The organism is Pseudarthrobacter sp. fls2-241-R2A-168 (genome assembly GCF_030209335.1).
Lineage (GTDB): Bacteria > Actinomycetota > Actinomycetes > Actinomycetales > Micrococcaceae > Arthrobacter.
Genome location: NZ_JARVSG010000006.1, coordinates 17,778 through 38,210, shown reverse-complemented (window position 1 = coordinate 38,210; position 20,433 = coordinate 17,778). Strand labels below are relative to the sequence as shown.

Annotated in this window: 20 protein-coding genes; 10 read left to right on the top strand and 10 right to left on the bottom strand. The window is 66.2% G+C overall.

The features are described 5' to 3' along the window. Positions 1-7: 7 nt before the first annotated feature. From QRN11_RS05070 to QRN11_RS05055, 4 genes are all read left to right on the top strand, one after another. Complete coding sequence (locus QRN11_RS05070; protein ID WP_285250134.1) at positions 8-415, top strand: DUF1304 domain-containing protein; 408 nt, start codon at positions 8-10, stop codon at positions 413-415. 106 nt (positions 416-521) lie between these two features. Beyond that, entirely contained in the window at positions 522-1,841 is a 1,320-nt protein-coding gene (locus tag QRN11_RS05065; protein ID WP_285250133.1) for an acyltransferase family protein, read from the top strand. 15 nt (positions 1,842-1,856) lie between these two features. After that, positions 1,857-2,210: a GNAT family N-acetyltransferase gene (locus QRN11_RS05060; protein WP_091423600.1), complete on the top strand. Its 354-nt coding sequence runs from the start codon at positions 1,857-1,859 to the stop codon at positions 2,208-2,210. Between the two features lie 171 nt (positions 2,211-2,381). Further along, positions 2,382-3,341: an NAD(P)/FAD-dependent oxidoreductase gene (locus QRN11_RS05055; protein ID WP_285250132.1), complete on the top strand. Its 960-nt coding sequence runs from the start codon at positions 2,382-2,384 to the stop codon at positions 3,339-3,341. A gap of 154 nt (positions 3,342-3,495) precedes the next feature. On the opposite strand, the gene QRN11_RS05050 is transcribed toward QRN11_RS05055, so the two are convergent. Then, on the bottom strand, positions 3,496-3,831 hold the full coding sequence (locus QRN11_RS05050; RefSeq protein ID WP_285250131.1) for a hypothetical protein: 336 nt from the start codon (positions 3,829-3,831) through the stop codon (positions 3,496-3,498). 130 nt (positions 3,832-3,961) lie between these two features. Further along, positions 3,962-4,342 (bottom strand): hypothetical protein, encoded by a 381-nt coding sequence (locus QRN11_RS05045; protein ID WP_285250130.1) that lies wholly within the window; start codon positions 4,340-4,342, stop codon positions 3,962-3,964. Positions 4,343-4,559: 217 nt separating this feature from the next. Between QRN11_RS05045 and QRN11_RS05040 the strand changes: the two genes are divergently transcribed. Beyond that, positions 4,560-5,360, top strand: coding sequence for an SDR family NAD(P)-dependent oxidoreductase (locus tag QRN11_RS05040; protein ID WP_285250129.1), 801 nt, complete (start codon positions 4,560-4,562; stop codon positions 5,358-5,360). On the opposite strand, the gene QRN11_RS05035 is transcribed toward QRN11_RS05040, so the two are convergent. Together QRN11_RS05035 and QRN11_RS05030 are read right to left on the bottom strand one after the other, a co-directional pair. Beyond that, positions 5,310-6,401 (bottom strand): FUSC family protein, encoded by a 1,092-nt coding sequence (locus tag QRN11_RS05035; RefSeq protein ID WP_285250128.1) that lies wholly within the window; start codon positions 6,399-6,401, stop codon positions 5,310-5,312. The genes QRN11_RS05040 and QRN11_RS05035 overlap by 51 nt on opposite strands. Before the next feature lie 282 nt (positions 6,402-6,683). After that, positions 6,684-8,294, bottom strand: coding sequence for an MFS transporter (locus QRN11_RS05030; RefSeq protein WP_285250127.1), 1,611 nt, complete (start codon positions 8,292-8,294; stop codon positions 6,684-6,686). A gap of 477 nt (positions 8,295-8,771) precedes the next feature. Here QRN11_RS05030 and QRN11_RS05025 point away from each other — a divergent pair, with 477 nt between their 5' ends. Then, the gene (locus QRN11_RS05025) at positions 8,772-9,032 is read left to right on the top strand and encodes a hypothetical protein (protein ID WP_142059083.1); all 261 of its coding nucleotides are present in this window, start codon (positions 8,772-8,774) and stop codon (positions 9,030-9,032) included. A 112-nt stretch (positions 9,033-9,144) separates the two neighbouring features. Here the strand turns inward: QRN11_RS05025 and QRN11_RS05020 are convergent, their stop codons facing one another. After that, positions 9,145-11,673 carry an ATP-dependent DNA ligase gene (locus tag QRN11_RS05020; RefSeq protein ID WP_502935012.1) on the bottom strand — a complete coding sequence of 843 codons (2,529 nt, stop codon included), beginning with the start codon at positions 11,671-11,673 and terminating at the stop codon, positions 9,145-9,147. A gap of 82 nt (positions 11,674-11,755) precedes the next feature. Between QRN11_RS05020 and ku the strand changes: the two genes are divergently transcribed. From ku to QRN11_RS05005, 3 genes are all read left to right on the top strand, one after another. Next, positions 11,756-12,883, top strand: a complete 1,128-nt coding sequence (ku, locus tag QRN11_RS05015) for a non-homologous end joining protein Ku (protein ID WP_285250125.1) — start codon at positions 11,756-11,758, stop codon at positions 12,881-12,883. A gap of 236 nt (positions 12,884-13,119) precedes the next feature. Further along, positions 13,120-13,977, top strand: a complete 858-nt coding sequence (locus QRN11_RS05010; protein WP_285250124.1) for a class I SAM-dependent methyltransferase — start codon at positions 13,120-13,122, stop codon at positions 13,975-13,977. Further along, positions 13,967-14,398 (top strand): SRPBCC family protein, encoded by a 432-nt coding sequence (locus tag QRN11_RS05005; RefSeq protein ID WP_091423582.1) that lies wholly within the window; start codon positions 13,967-13,969, stop codon positions 14,396-14,398. Before QRN11_RS05010 ends, QRN11_RS05005 begins: the two co-directional genes overlap by 11 nt. Positions 14,399-14,567: 169 nt before the next feature. Here QRN11_RS05005 and QRN11_RS05000 read toward each other — a convergent pair whose 3' ends face one another. The 5 genes from QRN11_RS05000 to QRN11_RS04980 all read right to left on the bottom strand — a co-directional run bounded on the left by QRN11_RS05000 (position 14,568) and on the right by QRN11_RS04980 (position 19,335). Next, positions 14,568-14,846, bottom strand: a complete 279-nt coding sequence (locus tag QRN11_RS05000) for an HPr family phosphocarrier protein (RefSeq protein ID WP_091423580.1) — start codon at positions 14,844-14,846, stop codon at positions 14,568-14,570. Between the two features lie 64 nt (positions 14,847-14,910). Continuing rightward, positions 14,911-16,992: a PTS fructose transporter subunit IIABC gene (locus QRN11_RS04995; RefSeq protein ID WP_142059090.1), complete on the bottom strand. Its 2,082-nt coding sequence runs from the start codon at positions 16,990-16,992 to the stop codon at positions 14,911-14,913. Positions 16,993-16,994: 2 nt separating this feature from the next. Continuing rightward, entirely contained in the window at positions 16,995-18,014 is a 1,020-nt protein-coding gene (locus QRN11_RS04990) for a 1-phosphofructokinase family hexose kinase (protein WP_285250123.1), read from the bottom strand. Further along, positions 18,011-18,817: a DeoR/GlpR family DNA-binding transcription regulator gene (locus QRN11_RS04985; RefSeq protein WP_285250122.1), complete on the bottom strand. Its 807-nt coding sequence runs from the start codon at positions 18,815-18,817 to the stop codon at positions 18,011-18,013. Before QRN11_RS04985 ends, QRN11_RS04990 begins: the two co-directional genes overlap by 4 nt. 260 nt (positions 18,818-19,077) lie before the next feature. Further along, positions 19,078-19,335, bottom strand: coding sequence for a DUF6458 family protein (locus QRN11_RS04980; protein ID WP_050056600.1), 258 nt, complete (start codon positions 19,333-19,335; stop codon positions 19,078-19,080). 312 nt (positions 19,336-19,647) lie between these two features. On the opposite strand from QRN11_RS04980, the gene QRN11_RS04975 reads away from it, so the two are divergent. Continuing rightward, positions 19,648-20,286: an alpha/beta hydrolase gene (locus QRN11_RS04975; RefSeq protein ID WP_285250121.1), complete on the top strand. Its 639-nt coding sequence runs from the start codon at positions 19,648-19,650 to the stop codon at positions 20,284-20,286. Positions 20,287-20,433 lie beyond the last annotated feature (147 nt).

Genomic DNA, 20,433 nt, shown 5'->3' with positions numbered 1-20,433 from the left:
TCAAGCAATGATCCTGGCCTCCCTCCTTTTTGCCTTCCTGGCCGCCGCTCTCCACGTCTACATCTTCATCATGGAGTCGGTGACGTGGACCAGGCCGGCCACCTGGAAGCGTTTCGGTGTGGGCTCGCAGGCCGACGCTGAAACCACCAGGCCGTTGGCCTACAACCAGGGCTTCTACAACCTGTTCCTGGCCATTGGAGCTTTCATTGGTATTGGCCTGGTGGGGGTGGGCAACGGGGGATCGGCCCAGTCCGTGGCCGGCTGGACCCTGGTTTTCTCCAGCTGCGGTTCCATGCTGCTGGCCGCCGCAGTGCTGGCCGGAACCGGCAGGAAGTACCTCCGGCCTGCAGCCACCCAGGGCACCCTGCCGCTGCTCGCCGTCGTGCTGGGCATTCTGGCCCTTGTTATGACCTGACTTTCCCAGCCCCGTCTTCAATCCGGAAGCGCCGCAGGGGGACAATGGAGCTGTCAGCAGCGAGGGCTTTTCGTGAGGCAGCATGGTGGGCGGCGTCAGGGAGCGTATGGCATCCCCGGGACCCGGCACGGCAACCGGCCGTGACCCCGTCATCGACCTTGTCCGGTTCTTTTGCCTCGCGCTGGTAGTGGTGGGCCATTGCATGATGGTCAGCCCGGTGTTGCACGCGGACGGCACCGTGACCACGGAAAACACCCTTGCGGAGCAGGACTGGTTCGTGCCCGTCATCTGGATTTTTATGGTCATGCCGCTCTTCTTCGTCACGGGCGGCGCCACCGGCCTGCAGTCGTGGCGGCGGCTCAAGGCCGCCGGCGGCACGGCAGCCCAGTTCGTCCGGCTCCGGCTGCTGCGCCTGGTGCGTCCCGCCATGGCACTGCTGGCCGTGATGTTCCTGGGCCTCGGCGCCGCCGGCCTGATGGGGGTCCACCCGCAGGTGGTGCAGCTGATGGTGGCGGGCGCGGCGATGCCGTTGTGGTTCCTGGCTGCCTACCTGGCGGCGCAGCTGAACATTCCGCTGCTGGCCGCCTGCCACGGTCGGGCGCCTTGGCTCACCATGGCCGCCCTCGCGGCGCTGGTGGTGGCAGTGGACTGCCTGCGGGGCGCCCTGCCTGCCCTGGCCTGCGCCAACCTGGTTTTCCTCTGGTGCGCCGTGCAGCAGCTTGGCTTCCTGGCGGCCGACGAGTGCTGGTCCAGGGTTTCGCGGTCCGGCCTCGTGGGCATTGCCTTGGCTGCGAATCTTGTCCTGGGAACCGTGACAGGCCTCGGGCTGTACCCGGGCAACATGCTGGTGAACCTCAATCCGCCCACCCTTTGCCTCCTCCTGCTGGGAGTGTCACAGGCTGCCATCCTGGAACTTTCCCGGCCGGCGCTGGCACCGCTGAGCGCCGTGCGGTGGGTGCACGGCCTGCTGTACCGGGCCGGAGTCCGGTCGCTGACCGTGTACCTCTGGCATCTTCCGCTGCTGGTGGGAATGTCCGGCCTGCTTCTCCTCACCCCGGTCCCCAAGCCCCCATCCGGCGCGGCTCCATGGTGGTGGGCCAGGCCCGTGGTGCTCCTGGCCCTGGTCCTCCTGCTGCTCCCGGTGGTGGCGGTCTTTGGCCGCCTGGAGGAACGTCCGACGGCGGTCAGCACTTCCCGCTGCCGCGCGCCTGCCGTGGCGGCCGCCGTCGTCGTAACTTTCCTTCCCGTCGCAGCCGCCGCGTTGGGCGGGTTGACGCTGGAACTGCTGGGAGCCGGTGCTCTGTGCTTTGCCATTGCCGTCCTGGTGCTGCGCGGAATTCCAGGCAGGGTGTCCGGTCCTGCGGCGTCCACCTCCCGGGATCCCCGCAGGAGGGGGCACCCGGGCATTGCCAGCGGGGTGAAGTAGTGCCAGTGTCGAACCATGACCGAGAACATGATGTCCACCGAGGATAGGTATACCCCCGACGTCACGCTGCGGCGCAATGACGCGCAACACCGCTACGAGCTGCTGGTGGGCGGCAAGCTTGCCGTGCAGTCCTTCTACCAGGACCTGCCCGGCCATATCGACTTCAGCCACACCGAAACCTCGCCGGACTTCGAAGGCCAGGGCCTGGGCAAGGTCCTCGCCCACTTCGCCCTGGATGACGTTGTGGCAGCAGGAAAGCGGATCATCCCGCACTGCCCGTTCATCGCCGCTTACCTTCGCAAGCACGAGGGCTATGAGCAATGCGTGGACTGGCCGGAACGGCCGGCCCGTACCGGCCTGGGAGCGTGAACCGGCGCCAGTAGCCGCTGCTCCTTCCCCTCCAGTCTGCGCCGATCCCGGCCTGCGCGTTATTCTGCCGCGGGGCAGGGTAATTCCTCCTGAGCGCGGTCTTGCAGAGGGCGCGCGCATAGTGAATGCGCACGCTTCTACAGTGCTGCGCACACCGGGAAGGAACCGGGGATGGACCACCTCGGAGAACTGTTCGATGTTGCCGTCATCGGCGGCGGGCCGGCCGGGCTGAGCGCCGGAGTTGCCCTCGCCAGGGCGCTGCGCTCAGTGGTGGTGATTGACGCCGGCGGGCAGCGGAACCTGCGGGCGGAGGGAGTGCACGGCTTCCTGACGCGCGAGGGAATGAGCCCCCGGCAGTTCCTTGCTGCCGGACGCGCAGAACTGGAGGGCTACGGCGGGACGGCCGTGACCGGGCTCGTCAGCTCCGCCGTCCGCGAGGACGGAAACTTTGTCCTTTCGCTCGACGACGGCTCCACCTGCACAGCCCGCCGGCTGCTGATCACGTCGGGCAGTGAGGATGAGCTTCCGGACCTGCCGGGTCTGCGCGAGCGCTGGGGCCGCGACGTTTTGTACTGCCCCTACTGCCACGGCTGGGAGATCCGGAACCAAGCGGTGGGGGTCCTGGCTTCGAGTTCCCATGCCGTGCTCCAGGCCCTGACCTTCCGGCAATGGAGCCGCGACGTGACACTCCTGCCCAACGGCGAACTGACCCTCAGCCCCGGTCAGAGGGAACAGTTGGACGCCCGGTCCGTGAAGGTGGCCGATGGCAGGGTGCGCGGGCTGGTGGTCCAGGACGACAAGCTCAGGGCGGTCACGCTCGACGACGGTTCGGCGGTACCGCTGGAGGTGCTGGTGGTTAATCCGGCAACAGTCAGCAAAACCAACATGCTCGAGGTCCTGGGGCTGGAACCCGACAGCCTTGAAGAGGGGCCGGGGACCCGCCTGCACACCGACGACTCCGGGCTGACATCCTGCCCGGGAGTGTGGGCCGCAGGCAATGTCACGGATGTGTCCGCGCAGGTGATGACGGCCGCGGCCGCTGGGCTGAAAGCTGCCGCCGCCATCAACGCGGACCTGGTGCTGCAGGATACCCGGCTGGCGGTGGAGGCTGCCCGGGCTCCCGCACGTTAGCGGGGCCGGGCAATTCTTTTCGAGTAGGTAAGGGGCGGCGAGGCGACCCGTGGTTGCCCGCGGCTCCCGCGGCGCGGCCAGCCGCCGTAGAGCCGGCCGCGAGGGCGGATAGCCTTCGGGCCGCCTTGGCCGGGGCTACAGTGGCGCCGGGGCGTCAGCTGGCCAGGGCGTGTGCCTCGGCCACGGGAACATCGATGGTGAAGCCGCAGGCGCAGCGGTAGGTTTCCACCGCGGGTGACGGGCCGGCCGGTGATACGCCGGCCGGGGACGGGGCGCCGACAGGAATGACCGTGGCGCCATCCACCCGCACCGGCTGGAAGAGGGGCGTCTCATCCGGATCCACACGCTTCATCGGCGTCCGGCAATGCATCCTTGAGTTCAACGTCTCCAGCAAACCCAGGTCCACAGGACGGATGGAGCCAACGGGAGCTCCTGCTTCTGCTGCCGTTCCCATTGGGGCCGCGAGGTGGTCTTGTGTTGCGGTGGTCATGATGTTCGTCCTTGGGCTTCTTACGGTCCTGCCGGCGTTGGCAGCCCGCCGCGGTTGCTTGCGGAGGTTCATTTACCCCATAAGCAAAGCATGCTTACTAATCCCGAAACAAATCCGTATGTTCCCCAGGTCACATATCCGGTTCCCTTGGACGAGCCCTAGTGCCCGGGGCATGCCTTCGCTGCCACTGGTGCGCGTGCCAGAACAGCAGGCCAATGATGGCGATGATGCCGCTCAATACCGCGTGCGGGGCAAAGGTGAAAATCACAAAGGACAAGGGCATCGCCCCACCTGAGGGCCCTATCGAGAAGTTGGCGTTGAGGAAAGCCAGGATTCCACCGCCCAGCAGTGCTATGGCAAGTACCCACAAGACGGCGATGAATGGGTTCACGGCGGCAAGAAGGCGTCCTTCAGGCTGATTCTCCGCCATGGCCGGATTAGCCCCGGCGCCCACCGGATTTCCGTCCTGGTCCACTTCCCGGAAGCCGATCGCACCGGCTGGCTGCTCCATGTTTCCCCCTGATGGATCCGCGGCCTGGCGGGCCGCCCGTACCCCCACCCTAGTCCTCAGTCATTCCCTTTTGGGTCGGCCGTGACGGGAGGCGACGGCGGGGCATTCTGCAGCAGGAGGGCCGGGCGCCTTGCCAGCCCGTTGGCCCGGTTCGGCGGGTAAGGCAACGGAAGAAGGACCGGCAGAAAGGCACCAGGTCCAGGGCTAGGCTGGCACCATGACCTCAGATATCACTTCGATTTCCGGAACTACAGCCCTGGTCACCGGTGCCAGTGCAGGCCTGGGTGCGGAGTTCGCACGGCAGCTGGCGGAACAGGGCCACAATCTGGTGCTGGTGGCGCGGGACCGGGCCCGCCTCGAGGAAACGGCGGCGGGCCTGGAACGGCGTTACGGAATCACGGCTGAGGTGCTGCCCGCGGACCTGACGGACGACGCAGACGTTGCCGCCGTCGTCGGACGCTTGTCCGAGCCCGAGCGGCCGGTGGGAATCCTGGTCAACAACGCCGGCATCGGGCTGCTGCACAACTTCGAGGACAACCCCGTCTCCGAGGAGAAACTGCACCTGAAGCTACATGTGGAAACGTCCATGGTGCTGGCGCATGCCGCCCTGAAGGGCATGCTGGACCGTGGCCAGGGACGGATCATCAACGTGGCCAGCATCGCCGCGTTCCTGCCGCGGGGCACGTATTCCGCGGCGAAGGCGTGGATGCTGAGCTTCAGCCGGTGGGCCAACCTCGCCTACGGTGCCCGGGGCGTGAAAGTCACGGCGGTCTGCCCCGGCTTTGTCCACACGGAATTCCATGAGCGCATGGGCATGGACAAGTCCGTGGTTCCATCGTGGACCTGGCTGCGTCCGGGGCGCGTGGTCCGGGAGGGGCTGGCGGACAATGCCAGGGGCAAAGCCGTTTCCATCCCCACCAAACGCTACAAACTGGTGGCTGCGCTGGCGCGGATAGCCCCGGCGAAGCTAGTGGCGGGCCCGCCGCGGAAGCCCAAGGAGGGCAGCAACGGTCCGTGAGCCTGCCCGGCGTACCGCTACCACCACCGCGATGCCCACCAGCGCGCCCACCAGGGTCTCCACACCGCGTTCCAGGATCAGGACCGCGGGGTCGATGGGCGCGGCAAGCTGGGTCATCAGCAGGATCACCGGCGTAAAGGAAACCATGGCCAGGCCGTAGTGGCGGGCCATAAACAGCTCGGTGGTGAACTGGAACAGGATCACCAGGACGGCCAGCAGCACGGCCTGCTGCCCCGGGAACAGGCCCGCAAGGGTCCACGGCCCGGGAATAAGGACGACGGCGGTCACGGCCAGTCCCACGAACGTTCCCACGATGCGGTGGATGCCCCGCCGGACGCTGCTGGGCAGGTCGGCGCCGGCGAGGGGAACGGCTGCTGCGGCCATCGCCCAGTGCGGATGGCCGCTGCCGCTGAGGACCCCCACGGTACCGGCCGCCCCAACGGCGAGCACGTACCGGGTGGCGTGCACCAGCACCTCGCGCCGGCCGGCGGGCTGCAGCGCGGCCGCCGCCCGGGCGGCACCCCGGTGCCAGGATCTGTGCCGGACCCAGCCGCCGAAACCCACCAGCAGGGAAAAAGCAGCAGCCCCTGCCGCAATGAGCAGGGCCAGGTACCAGGGAACCGGCACCGGGACCGAGGCACAGGCGCCCAGGGCCAGGATGCCAAAGAACGGGCCGTTTGGCTTGAGCCGCACCCTGTCGGCGAAGACGGATCCCACCCCGGCCAGGACAGCTTCCACGCCCACAAGCCACCAGGACTGCAGGTGGTTGACGGACAGCAAGAGGCCGGCAGTCACGCCGCCCAACAGGACCACCGCGGCCTGGCACTGGTGCAGGAAGCGGAGCTGGTGCGGCTCCGAGCGCCCGTACATCCCGGTCAAGGCGCCAAAGACGGCGTACATGATGAGGTCGGTCCGGCCCACGGCCAGGAGCAGGAGCGAGGGGACGGCGACGCTGATTGCCACGCGCAGGGCGGCGAGGTGATCCCGGTTTGCGGGTTCCAGCCGGTGGAGGGCGCGCACCTGCTCCATCAGAAGCCTCATGCCGCACCGTCCCTGCCTATACCCCGGATCCCCTTCAAGGTCCCTTTGGAAAGTATCACCGGACCCCGCCGGACGGCATGTCCTGGCGCCTCGCGGGGAAACAAAACGACATGGGCGGCGGCACGGCAAAGGCCCGCCCCGCGCGCTTTTATGGAAGCTGCGCGGGACGGGCCTTGGGAGCGTGGGCTGCTGGTCTGCCCGGTCCGGACTCTGCGGGCCCGGATGGCCAAACCTGGTTGGCTAAACCTGGTTGGCCAAACCTGGTTGGCTAAACCTGGGCCGCTAGACCTGGGCTGGAACCTTTTCGGCACTGGAATCGGTGATGTCCTGGGTCTCGAACGGGAGCTCGTCCAGGTCGATCAGCGGGTTCTCGTCCTGGGTGGCCACCAGTTCGCGGGCCTCAGCCTGGGTGTCCACGCTGGGCATGGAGCCGGGGAGGGGACGCTGGGCCGATTCCTTCAGGAAGTAGATGGCCACGGCGCCCACCAGCGAGGTGCCCATGAGGTAGTAGGCAGGCATCATGTCGTTGCCGGTGGCGCTGATCAGGGCTGCCACGATGAACGGGGTGGTGCCGCCGAAGATGGCCACCGAGAAGTTGTAGGCAATACCCATGGCGCCGTAGCGGCTGGACGTGGGGAACTGGGCCGGCAGGGCCGAGGCCAGGTTGGCCACGTAGAAGGTCACGGGGAACGCGATGAGTGCAAGGCCGGCCAGCGTGGACCAGATCTCACCGACACCGATCAGCATAAACGCCGGGGCGGCCAGGACAACCGTGCTCAGGGCACCGATCCACAGTACGGGCCGGCGGCCGATCCGGTCGGACAGCTTGCCGGTCAGCGGGATGCAGAGGCTCATCACCACCAGGACGGGGATAGTCAGCAGCGTGCCGTGCACCTCGTCGTAGCCCTTGGCCTCGGTGAGGTAGGTCGGCATGTAGGACGTCAGCGCATAGCCGGCGGTGTTGGCGGCGGCCACCAGGACCATCGCCACGATGATGGAGCGCCAGTAGGCCTTCACGATTCCTACCGGGCCCTTTGCCGTTGCCACGTCAGTTGCGGCGGCGTGCTTGGCGAGGTCTTCCTGCGCGTCCAAGGTGGCCTGGAATTGAGGGGATTCCTCGATCTTGCTCCGGAAGTAGATGGCGATCAGGCCCATCGGACCGGCCACCAGGAACGGGATGCGCCAGCCCCACTCCTCCATCACACCCTGGCCCAGGGTCAGCTGCAGCACAGAGACCAGCGCTGCGCCCAGGGCAAAGCCGAAGTAGCTGCCCATATCCAGGAAGCTGGCGAAGAAGCCGCGGCGCTTGTCCGGGGCGTATTCGCTGACGAAGGTGGTGGCGCCGGCGTATTCACCGCCGGTGGAGAAGCCCTGGACGATCTTCAGCAGGACCAGGAGGCCTGCGGCCCAGAGTCCGATCTGCGCGTAGCCGGGGAGGAGCCCAATGGCGAACGTGCTGGCTGCCATGATCATCAGCGTGGTGGCGAGGATCTTCTGCCGGCCAACCTTGTCGCCAAGCCAGCCGAAGATCACGCCGCCGAGCGGGCGGGCGATAAACGTTGCGGCAAAAGTTCCGAGCAGGAACAGCGTCTGGGTGGTGGGATCGGATTCCGGCAGGAAGACCGGCCCCATGGTGGTGATGAGGTAGCCGAAAACGCCTACGTCGTACCACTCCATGGTGTTGCCCACGATGGTTCCGCCCAGTGCCTTCTTAAGCATGGGCTGGTTCACCACGTTGACGTCAGACTCCTTGAGCCGGCGGCGCCCGAGTTTTATCGGCTTCCGTGGTGCTTTGGCAGCCGCGGGTGGGGTGCCGGGGGGTGTTGCTGGGTTGGTTCCGGAGGCGCTGTACGTGCCTGCGGAAGAGTCGGTGATGCTTCGGTCTGTGGGCATTTGGGCAACTCCTGTGGAGGTCATTTGCTTGCGACTTGTAGCTGCCCCGCTCCGGGCAGGCCTTCAATTTTACGCGAAACCCATGGCGCCCGCCGGTTTAATCCCGTAGGATCAACCCTTTTCGGCACTTTTCATGGCGACTTCACTGAGATCTTTTCCCTGCTTTTCCCGCGCCAGCACTGGGATCGGCACGGTTCAAGGCAATCGTTACCGAATTTTTTCCCGATAGTGCCCCGGAGGGCTGCTTTTAGCACGCTCCGGGAAGCGAATTGTGACGCCGCCCACGGCCTTGCGGAGGCCGCTTCATGGCGGGGGTTCACAGGTGCCCCGCGGTTCCCTAAGGTTGGTGCCATGGGAACACTTTCTTAAGGCAGGCGGACGCCTGCGGCCTGGCGGTTGCCGGCCACCCACAGTCGCACGGGCCTTGCCGGGCCCCACTTTGGTAACACTTCGTTTCATCGCGGAAAGGAAGAACAAATGGCTGACGAAATCACCCGAAAAAACCTTGCGCCTGAAGTCGCTGACCACCTGGCGGAGGCAATGAAAGCCCCCGACATGCCCAGCGCGGAGGCTCCGGCCGTCTCCATGGACTCGGGTGCAGCAGGCTCCTGGCCCGATGGCAACGGGAAGCGGCGGCACCCCAAGGAACGCGGGGCCGGTCACGGACGCATGGGGCAGGGGGCAGCCGTGACGGCGGTCCACCGCACCAGCCGGCCGCAAATGCCGCACTCGTCCTAGGAGCACGCGCGTTTAGGACACACGTCCATGACGGAAGACGGCTGGGCGACACCCGCATTTCGGGGGTCGCCCGGCCCTTTCGGTGTCCTGGAATGCGGATCGCCGCGCAGACCTACGCTTCCGGCACAACCTCAGATGGCTCCTTATCCAGCCGCCAGCCGCGCCATACGGGGTGCCTCAGCCGTCCGGTTCCGGTCCACTCGCTGTAGGTCACCTCACCCACCAAGCGGGGACTGACCCACCGGGCATCGGCAGCATCTTCACGGGGGACGTCCTGGAAGGGTGACGTTTTCCGGGCCAGCCGGTCTACGGTTTGCCGGAGCTCGGTGAGTTCACGCCAGCTGAAGCCGCTGCCCACCCTGCCCACATAGCGCAGGTTCTGCCCTTCCGGGATGCCCACCAGCAGCGATCCCACCGACCCCGCGCGGGCGCCTTTCCCGGGCCGCCAGCCGCCCACCACCACTTCCTGGGTCTGGTCGAGCTTGAGCTTGATCCACGTGCGGGTCCGCTGTCCGCTGACGTAGCGGCTGTCGGTGCGTTTGGCCATCACGCCTTCGAGGCCCAGTTCCTGCGCGCTCTCGAGGATGTGTTCCACCGGCTCATCGAGGACCATCGACAGGTCCACCGGGCAGTCCGAAGGACTGAAGAATTGCTCCAGCCGGGCGCGCCGCTTGGCGAGGGGCAGCATGCGAAGGTCCGTGCCGCCGTCGTACAGCAGGTCGAAAAGCATCAGCCGGACCGGGATGGCCCTGCGGGCTTTGGCGACGTCGGCGGGACGGGTGAGCTTCATGCGGCCTTGCAGCAGGCCGAAGTCAGGCCGGCCGGAAGGGCCGACGGCGATAATCTCGCCGTCGGCGACGAACGGCTGGGGCGGCCAGCAGCCCCTGTCCGTGAACTCGGGATAGGTCCTGGTGACGTCGTTCCCGTTGCGGCTGAAGATACGAATGGTTTGTTCGTCCGCCACGAGGATGGCGCGCACTCCGTCCCACTTGAGCTCGAACTGCCAGTTGCTGCCCTGTAGGTCGGCCGCTTTCCCGGACGTAGCCATCATCGGGCTGAAATCTTTAGGTGATGCTGCAGCGGCGGGGGCTTCTTCACCGGGCTGCCCCGATTCGCTGTCCGGCTCCACAACGGACTCTTCGGCAACTTCCCCTGCCACACCCTCCTGGCTGGCCGCAGTCTCCTCGTTATTCGGCTCTTCGTCCCCCTCCTCCGGCTCCTCCGGCACGGCGGCAGGCCGGTGCCGGGTGCTCGGCCGGTCTTTGTCCATGAGGTGGATCAGCCACTGGCCTTCGGCATCCTTGCCCTGGCCACGGCCGGTATGGATGAGCGCCACCTTCTTCGTCCCGCCCAGGCCCCCGCCCTCGGAACCGTGCAGGGTAACAATCACTTCCCGCCCATTGATCCACTTGTGCAGTTCATAGGTTCCGTGATCCCAAATGGTCATTTCGCCGGCACCGTATTCGCCCTTGGGGATGGTCCCGTGAAAGGTGAGGTAGTCCATCGGATGGTCCTCGGTCTGGACCGCCAGGTGGTTCTTCCCGCCGCTTTCAGGGACGCCTTTCGGCAGCGCCCAGGACACCAGGACGCCGTCGTGCTCCAGCCGGAGGTCGAAGTGGAGCCGGCTGGCATGGTGCTCCTGGATGACAAACGCGTCCCCGCTGCCGGCCATGCCGCTGAACGGTTCCGGCGTGGCCTTGGGATCACGCATGGAGCGGTACTTGCCCAGGCGCGGGTCGCCGTCGTGATGCTTGTCCGGTACGTCCATGCTTTGGTCCGAGGCGCGGAAATTCGAGGCGCGGACGACGGCGGCAAACGGGTCAGTGCCGTCCTGCACCCGGCGCAGCACGGCCTGGTAGTCCAGATGCTTCAGTCCCGGCGAACCGATCTCCTCCCACGTCCGGGGAGCGGCCACCATCGGAGTGGGCCGGCCGCGCAGCGAATACGGCACAATGGTGGTTTTGGCCGCGTTGTTCTGGCTCCAGTCCACCAGCACCTTGCCCTTGCGCAGTGTTTTTTTCATGTCACTGACGGCCAGGTCCGGATGGTCCGCTTCCAGGGCGCGGGCCAGTTCGCGGGCGAACGCGGAGATTTGGTCAGAGGTCTGGCTCCGGTCAAGAGCGGCGTAGAGGTGGATGCCCTTGCTGCCGCTGGTCACCGGGACCGGGTCCAGTCCCACATCCTCGAGGATGCCGCGTGCCAGCAATGCGACTTCCACGCACTCCTCGAGTCCGGCGCCCGTGCCGGGGTCGAGGTCCAGGACCAGCCGGTCCGGATTCAGCTGGTTGCCGTGCGAATCCACCTGCCATTGGGGGACGTGGATTTCCAGGGAGTTGATCTGCCCGAACCAGGTCAGCGTGGCGGGATCATTCACCATGGGGTAGTGGATGGTCCGGTCCTTGTGGGTGATGGCCGCACGGGGAAGCCAGCCGGGGGCGGAGTCTTCCAGGTTTTTCTGGAAGAAGACCTCACCGGGCTTTTCTTCCGTTCCAACGCCGTTGACCCACCTTTTCCGGGTGGCCGGCCGGTTGGCTGCGGCGGGGATCAGGACGTGTGCCACGGCGGCGTAGTAGGCAAGGATGTCCGCCTTGGTGGTGCCGGTCTCCGGATAGATGACCTTGCCCAGGTTGGTGAGGGTCATTTCCCTGCCGGCAACCCGGACACGCTCCTTAGCGGCGGCCACAGGTCTTCACCTCCGGCGCTCCTTGCTGTTGACTTAGGGAATGAGAGCCATCTGGAAAGGTGCCATCGCGTTTGGCCTGGTCAACGTACCCGTGAAGGTCTACAGCGCAACCGAAGATCATGACATCAGTCTGCACCAGGTCCACAACGCCGACGGCGGCCGGATCCGCTACCAGCGCAGGTGCGAGGTGTGCAGCCAGGTCATCGATTACTCGGACATCGAGAAGGCCTACGAGGAGGACGGCAAGACCGTGGTCCTCTCCAAGGACGAGCTCAAGGCCATTCCGGCCGAAAACAGCCACGAGATTGAAGTGGTCCAGTTCGTGCCCTCTGAGCAGCTTGAACCCATGATGTTCGAGAAGAGCTACTACCTGGAGCCGGACTCCAAGTCGCCCAAGGCCTACGTGCTGCTCAGGCGCGCGCTCGAGGACACGGACAGGGTGGCCATCGTCCAGTTCGCCCTGCGCGAGAAGACCAGGCTGGGGGCGCTCCGCATTAAGGACGACGTCCTGGTGCTGCAGTCCCTGCTCTGGCCGGACGAGGTGCGCGAAGCGAACTTCCCTTCGCTGGACGTGTCCATCAAGATCTCTCCGCAGGAGCGGGACATGTCCGCGGCCCTGGTGGAATCCATGGCCGCCGATTTCGACCCCGAGCACTTCACCGACGACTACCAGGTGCAGTTGCGCCAGCTCATCGAGGCCAAACTCGAGCAGGGCGATGCTCTGGACACCGACGAAACCTTTGGTGTGGAAGCCGGTGAAGGCGGCAAGGGTGAGGTCATTGACCTGATGGAGGCGCTGAAGCGGAGCCTGGACCGGAAGCGCGGGGGAGGGGCTGGAACTGCTGCCGGCGACTCCGACGACACAGCCGGCTCCACGGAATCCGAGGACGACGAAGAGGCTGCTGCCAAGCCGGCGCGCAAGCGGGCTGCGACCGGCAAAGCGACGGAAAGCAAGTCCGCTGAGACCAAGTCCACGGCCGGCAAGACCACCGCGAGCAAGAGTACCGCGAGCAAGAGCACCGCCAAGTCCACGGACAGCAACTCCGCTGCCAAGACCGGCGCCACCAAATCCACCGCTAAATCCACGGCGAGCAAAACTGCCGACAAGCCTGCCGCGAAAACCGCCGCCGGCAAGGCAACGAGCACCAGGGCGCGCAAGCCGGCGTGACAATATCGGTTCCGCCGGAAGCGCTGCCTGGGTGCGTGCCATAGCTATGAAACTACTGAGCGTTCCGGCTTTGCGATAGCGGGGGTCCCCGTTCGTTGCCCCTGGCGCAGTGCCCGTTTCGGCTGTCCCTTTACAGCGAAGGCGGGCGCGTCCACAATGAGTCGCATCACAGCCTCCGCTGTGCCGGCAGCGCGCTGTTACTCACTGGGAACCATTCACAGTAGGGAGGCACAGTCATGACTGAACAGGCTGATGTTCTGGAAGCGGACCGGGCGCTCAAGCAAAAGCACCGCGCCATGTGGGCCTCTGGGGACTACCCTGCGCTCGCGGGTGAGCTGCTCCCTGAGTTGGGTGCGATCCTCGTTGAAGCCTGCGGCATCACGTCGCGCCAGCGTGTCCTGGACGTGGCCGCCGGCGCCGGGAACGCCGCCATCCCCGCCGCGATGATGGGGGCGAAGGTAGTGGCGAGCGACCTCACCCCGGAGCTGTTCGACGCCGGCCGCCACCAGGCCGCCGACCGCGGCGTTGAACTGGAATGGAAAGAGGGGGACGCCGAGGCCCTGCCGTTCGGCGACGAAGAGTTCGATACCGTGATGTCCTGCCTTGGTGTGATGTTCGCGCCGCACCACCAGGCCGCAGCGGACCAGCTCCTGCGCGTCTGCAAGCCGGGCGGCACCATCGGGCTGCTCAGCTGGACGCCGGAAGGGTTCATCGGCAAGATGTTCGCCGCCTTGAAGCCGTTCGCCCCGCCGCCGCCACCGGGTGCGCAACCCGCGCCGCTGTGGGGGAGCGAGGATCATGTACGGGAACTGCTTGGCAGCGGGGTCACCGACGTCAAGGCCCGCAAACAGTCCCTGGCCGTCCGCAGTTTCCACCAGCCCGAGGATTTCGTGCGCTACTTCAAATCCCATTACGGGCCCACCATCGCCGTGTACAAGTTCATTGCGGAGGACAGCGCCAGGGTCAAGGAACTGGACGCTGCGCTGACCGAACTTGCTGAGTCCTTCGGCGATGCCCACGGTGATTCCCCGTTCCAGATGGAATGGGAGTACCTGCTGTTGACGGCAAAGAAGGCCAAGTCCAATGCCCGGTGACTACCTTGCGGCGTCGGCCGTCACCATCGAGGCCCCGCCCGGCCGGGTGTGGGACGTCATCACGGATCCGGCGGCCACGAAGGAGTTTATGTTCGGCGCCGATCTCGCCACGGACTGGAGTGTTGGCGGACCCATCACCTGGCAGGGCACCTGGGAAGGCAAGGAGTACCAGGACAAGGGAGTGGTCCTCGACGTGGAACCCGGCCGGCGGCTGGTGTATACGCACTTCAGTCCGCTCACCGGCCAGGAGGACAAGCCGGAAAACTACCACACGCTCACCTGGACGCTGCAGGACCAGGGTGGCCGGACGCTGCTGACGCTGTCCCAGGACAACAACCCCACAGCGGAGGCCGCAGAGCACTCGCAGGGCATGTGGGACAAGCTGGTGGCGGACGTCAAGAGGCTGTCCGAGCGCGGCTGACCCACCCCCGCCCAACTAAGTAGCGCCAAGTGTCGTTATGAACGCTCATAACGACACTTAGCGCTACCTACTTGGACCGCTTAACGCCGGCAGCCGCCGTCGGACACCTCCCGGGGAAGGGAAGTCCGACGGCGGCCGCGCGGCTTTGGTGCCTGTGGCAGCGGGGCTGCTACTCGGCGTCGTGATCCGTTTCGAGGATCTGGACCAGGTGGTCCAGGGCGGTCTCAGCGCCGTCGCCCTCGGCCCGGAGGACCACCACGTCGCCGTGGGAGGCGCCCAGGCTCATGAGGGACAGGATGCTGGCAGCGTCCATCGCCTCGTCGGCCGGCTCGCCTTCGCGGGCGATGGTGATGTCCAGGTCGTACTCGCCGGCTGCCTCGGCAAAGATGGCGGCGGGGCGGGCGTGCAGGCCCACGCGGCTGGCGACGGTTGCTGTGCGTTCTGGCATTTTTGCTCCTTTGTCTTCCGGCGGGATGGTTGGACGCCGGGTAGCGGTAGTGGGTGGGGCAGGGTCAGACGGTTGCTGGAACGGTCTCCACCGTAGCAGCGGTCTTCGGGGCTGCCCAGCGCTTGAGGGCCACTACGGCCAGCGCGCTGACGATGGTTCCGGCGATGATGGACAAGACGAACATCAGCAGGTTGCCGATCGCGAAGAACACGAAGATGCCGCCATGGGGTGCCTGCGAGGTGACGTTGAAGGCCATGCAGAGCGCGCCGGTGAGGGCGCCGCCCACCATGCTGGCAGGAATAACGCGCAGCGGATCTGCAGCAGCAAACGGGATGGCGCCTTCGGAGATGAAGGAGGCACCCAGCAGCCAGGCGGCCTTGCCGTTTTCACGCTCGGCCAGGCTGAAGAGCTTCTTGTCCAGGACGGTGGCCAGGGCCATCGCCAGCGGGGGCACCATGCCTGCGGCCATGACAGTCGCCATGATCTGCCACGGCGCCTGGTTGGTGGCGCTGCCTGCACTGAGACCGGCCACAGCGAAGGCGTAGGCCACCTTGTTGACGGGTCCGCCAAGGTCGAAGCACATCATGAGGCCGAGGATGATGCCCAGGACCACGGCGGAGGCGCCGGTCATGCCGGTGAGCCAACCGTTGAGCGCGTTGGTGAGGCCGGCGATGGGTCCGCCGAGTACCAGGAACATCAGGCCGGAGGCAACGATGGAGGCAAGCAGCGGGATAATCACCACGGGCATCAAGCCGCGCAGCCAGCGGGGCACCTGCCAGGTGCCGATGAGGTGCGCGATGTAGCCGGCCAGCAGGCCGCCCACAATACCGCCGAGGAACCCGGCGCCCATGAAACCGGACACGGCACCGGCAACGAAGCCGGGGGCGATGCCGGGGCGGTCAGCGATGGCGTAGGCGATGTAACCGGCCAGTGCGGGGACCAGGAACCCCATGGACAGGGCGCCGATCTTGAACAGGACCGCGCCAAGGTAAATGGCCAGGCCGCCCTCGGGCAGGTTCCCGAAGTTGTTGGCCAGGACTACCTTGTCCGCCACGCTGGTGATGTTGTATCCGCCCAGCAGGAAGCCCAGGGCGATCAGCAGCCCGCCGCCGGCGACGAACGGAATCATGTAGCTGACACCGGTGAGCAGCGCGCGCTTGAGCTTCTGGCCGATGTGCTCGCCCTTTTCCTCCGCATCGTGCTCGGCCTGCTCTTCAGCCCCGAAGTGCGGGACACGGCGGGCGTTGGGGTTGTCGGCGGCGGCGAGGGCCTCCTGGACCATCTTGGCCGGCTCGTCGATGCCACGCTTGACAGGTGCGTTGATAACGGGCATTCCGGCGAAGCGTTCCTTGCCGCGTACGTCCACGTCCACGGCGAAGATCACGGCGTCGGCGGCGGCGATGACGGCGGGGTCCAGCGGCTTGGCGCCGGAGGAACCCTGGGTCTCCACCTGCAGGTCAACGCCGGCTTCCTGTGCGGCCAGGACGAGGGAGTCGGCTGCCATGTAGGTGTGGGCGATGCCGGTGGGGCACGCGGTCACGGCAACGAGGCGCTTGGGCCCCCGGGCTGCCGAAGCCCCCGTGGTTGAGCTGGTCGAAACCGAGCCCGCCGAAGAAGAACCTGCCGAAGCACTGGCGGCAGCTCCGGCTGCAACACCGGCAGCAGCTGCAGGCGCGGCGGCGTGTGCCGCAGGCTTGTCAGCCAGCGCACCGTCCACCAGCTCAACGATCTCCTCGCGGGAGGTGGCGTTGCGCAGTGCTGCGGTGAAGTCCTTTTTGATCAGGGACCTGGCGAGCTTGGAGAGCAGCTTCAGGTGCGCCTGGTCCGCGCCGTCCGGGGCTGCGATAAAGAAGACCAGGTCCGCCGGGCCGTCCTTGGCGCCGAAGTCCACCTTGGGGTCCAGGCGTGCCATGGCCAGTGTGGGTTCGGTGACGGCCGCGGAGCGGCAGTGCGGGATGGCTATACCGCCGGGAATGCCCGTGGCGGTCTTCTGCTCGCGGGCGAAGGCATCGGCGAAGAGGCCTTCGACTTCTGATGCGCGTCCGGTGGCAGCTACTTTGCTTGCCAGGTGCCGGATCACCGTCTCGGGGGAATTGCCCAGGTTCTGGTCGAGCTCGACCAGTTCCGTGGTGATGAGCTGGGTCACTGTCAATCCTTTCGAAGGGCCGTGATGGTTACGGCATCCGGGGTGGTTTGGTGAACTGCCGGGACGGTGGAGCCCGGCAGGGAGGCGGCTGCGGCACCGTGGGCCACCGCCTGACGAAGGCAATCGGCCGGGGCGGCGCCCTGGCCTTGGGCGAGCAGGTAGCCTGCAAGGGCTGAATCGCCCGCGCCGACAGTACTGACCGCGGCGACCGGCGGGTGCGTGGCCAGCCACGCGCCGTCGGCCGTTACCAGGACAGCTCCCTTGGATCCGAGAGTTGCCAGCACAGCACCCACACCGGAACGTACGACGGCGGCGGCGGCTGCTGCGGCAGCAGCCGGGTCCGCTTCCAGTTCGTCAGCGGTGGCCGGTGAAGCGAAACCGGCTGCGGCAGCCAGTTCAGCCAGTTCTTCGGCGTTGGGTTTGAGGAGGTCCGGTTTTCCCGAACCAGTGCCTGCCCCCGCCAGGCCGTCGCCGGACGGACTATCGCTGGAGACGGCGGCGGCAAGAGGGGCGCCCGAGGAATCCACCGCGATCTGCGGGGCGGTTCCATCAGCGGCGGAACGCAACCGGCGCGCCACCGTGGCGTAGAAGTCGGCGGGGAATCCGGGAGGCAGCGAACCGGCCAGGACCACCCAGCTGGCGCCGCGGGCGCTCTCCACCAGCAGCTTGATCAGGGCTTCCTGCTGGTTTTCATCCAGCAAGGGGCCCGGTTCGTTGATCTTGGTGGTCACGCCGCCGGGTTCGGTGAGCGCAACGTTGGTTCGCAGGGGCTCACCGATGGGCAGGGAAACGAAAGGCACCCCGCTTTCGCGCAGGCCGGCCAGGACGGGATCGCTGTCCGCGCCGGGGAGGACCGCAAGGGATTCGAGGCCGGAGGCCACCAGGGCGCGGGAGACGTTGACGCCCTTGCCGCCGGACTCCTGGCTGACGGAGACGGCGCGCTGCACTTCGCCCCGTTCCAGCGGGCCGGGAAGGGCCACCGTCCGGTCCAGGCTCGGGTTGGCCGTGAAGGTGACGATCATGCGATCACCACGTCCACGCCGGCGTCCTCAAGGGCGGCTGCGAGTTCCGGGCCGGGTTCGCTGTCTGTAATCAAGGTGTCCAGATCTTTCAGGGAGGCGAACTGGACCAGGGTTTCCGTGTCCAGCTTGGAGGAGTCGGCCAACACCACGATGCGGCGGGCCGAATGGACGAAAGCTGCCTTGACGGCGGCTTCCTCGGGGTCGGGAGTGCTGAGGCCAAAGGATGCGTGGATGCCGTTGGTGCCGATGAAGGCGATATCCGGGCGGATCCTGCCGGCGGCTTCCACGGTTGACTGGCCGACGGCCACCTGCGTGATTCCGCGGACGCGTCCGCCCAGGATGTCGAGGGCGATTCCGGGAATGCTGGAAAGCCTGCTGGCAATTGGAAGGGCGTGCGTGACGGCCACCAGATCGGCCCTGGGCCCTGTTCCGTCGGAAGGTTCGACGGCGGTACGCCTGGCGAGGAGGTCTGCCAGTACTTCGGTGGTGGTTCCGCCGTCGATCAGGACGCTGCCGGGGGAGGTCCGGGGGATGAGGGCCAGGGCGGCTTCGGCGATGCGGATCTTCTGGTCCGGCCGCTGGATGGCCCGCTCGGTGACGCTTTCCTCCGTGGTGCTGAACCGGTTCGCGGCGACGGCGCCGCCGTGCACACGCCGGACGGTACCTGCGTTTTCGAGCGTGGCGAGATCGCGGCGGACGGTTTCGGTGGTGATGCGGAAGCGCTCGGCCAGGTGGGTCACGCTGACCCGGCCGGTGCCGGCTACAAGCTCGGCAATCTGTTGCTGGCGCTCCTCGGCGAACACGTACCCTCCGTTGCGTAAGGCTTGCTGTCAGTGATTGGCATCACATGATGTTGAATTACTTGACTTTATCTTTGCTTCTGTTGGTTTGTCAATGGAAACCAACATGAAACAAAGTCCGTGAGGTGCGGTTAGCCCCTGAAGGGCCTCGGCCCCTGTCTCCTTGAGGCGATGCGAACCGTTTTGGGGAAACAAAAAAGCCGGGCGGGACCAGTTCGCAGTGGTTCCGCCCGGCTTCCCGGGTTGTACGTGTTGGGGGCTGGTTAGAGCCCGCCGTCCCGGCTTTCGTTCCTGGTGATGCGCTCGCCGGTATTCGGGTCCACTACCGAGCGCGATTCGCTGACGCGGCGGCTGCGACCGGGGGAGGCCAGGATCAGCGAAGCGATGAGTCCGATCACACCCACCGCCATCAGGATGTAGCCGATGAGTACCTGATCCACAAAGGGGATGAGGCCGGGAGCAACCGCCCAGGCGAGAATGGCGCCGAGGGCGATGAGGAAGATGGAGGATCCGATTCTCATATGGTGCTCCTGTTGTGAGTGGGGGCACTTTCCTGGCCCCGCGGGAATTGCTAAGCATGCTGTCAAGCGTCACGCTACAGCTCCGTGGAGCGGTATTCAATGGTTCGAACGGGGCTTTCGGCACTGATGCGGTTGGTGCTGGTGTGATTCCCGTTGCCTTACCGGGCCCTTCTCCTGTCCTTGGCGCCCTTGTCTGACCGCCCGGTCCACTCTGGATGGATGGACGGCTGCACTATGCCGCTGAACAGCTTCGCTCGGCCGGTGCGGCACGGCTTCAGGCTGCTTGCCATTCCGCCTCGCTAGGCTGGTCCGATGGAAACAGTGGTGTGGTCAAAGCCGGAGGGCGAGCGGGCGGGCACTCCGTTGCTGGTGATGATGCACGGCTACGGCACCGACGAGTCCCGGATGGTCCGGCTGTTTGAGTATCTGCCGGCCGAATTCACGTGCGCAGCACTCCGGGCTCCCATGAACATTGGCGACCATTACGGCTGGTTCCTGCTGGACTACTTCCTGGCTAACGACTTCGCTGACGTGATCAAGGCAGCCAATGCCGTCCAAACCTGGATTAACAGCGTCAAGGGCGAGCACACCAGCGTCAGCCTGCTTGGTTATTCCCAGGGGATGGCCATGGCCAGCACCCTGCTGCGCCTTCATCCCAAGGACTACCCTGCCGTTGTGGGCCTGTCCGGCTTTGTTCTCGAAAACGAACTCCTCTCGCTCACCGAGTCCTTTGATACCCCGCCGCCCTTCTTCTGGGGGCGGGATAAGGCGGACCTGGTGATCAACGATGACGCGGTGGCGTACACCGAGGAGTGGCTCCAGGCGAACACGCTTCTCACCGCCAGGACCTATCCGGGTATGGGCCACGCCATGTCTAAAACGGAAATGGTGGATGTCAGCGCTTTCCTCCGCCACTACGTGCTCCGCCCCGGCGGTTCCGCCGGCTCTTAGCACTTCCGGGACCCACATAGCGAGACTTGCGTCACAAAGAGGGCTGAAGAAAAAACAGTTGCCAGCCAAATTTGTAAGCGCTTACACTCGTCTTCGGCCGCGTGCGCGGCCGTGAACTGGGCAGACACGGAAGGTGGTGCGGTGCGG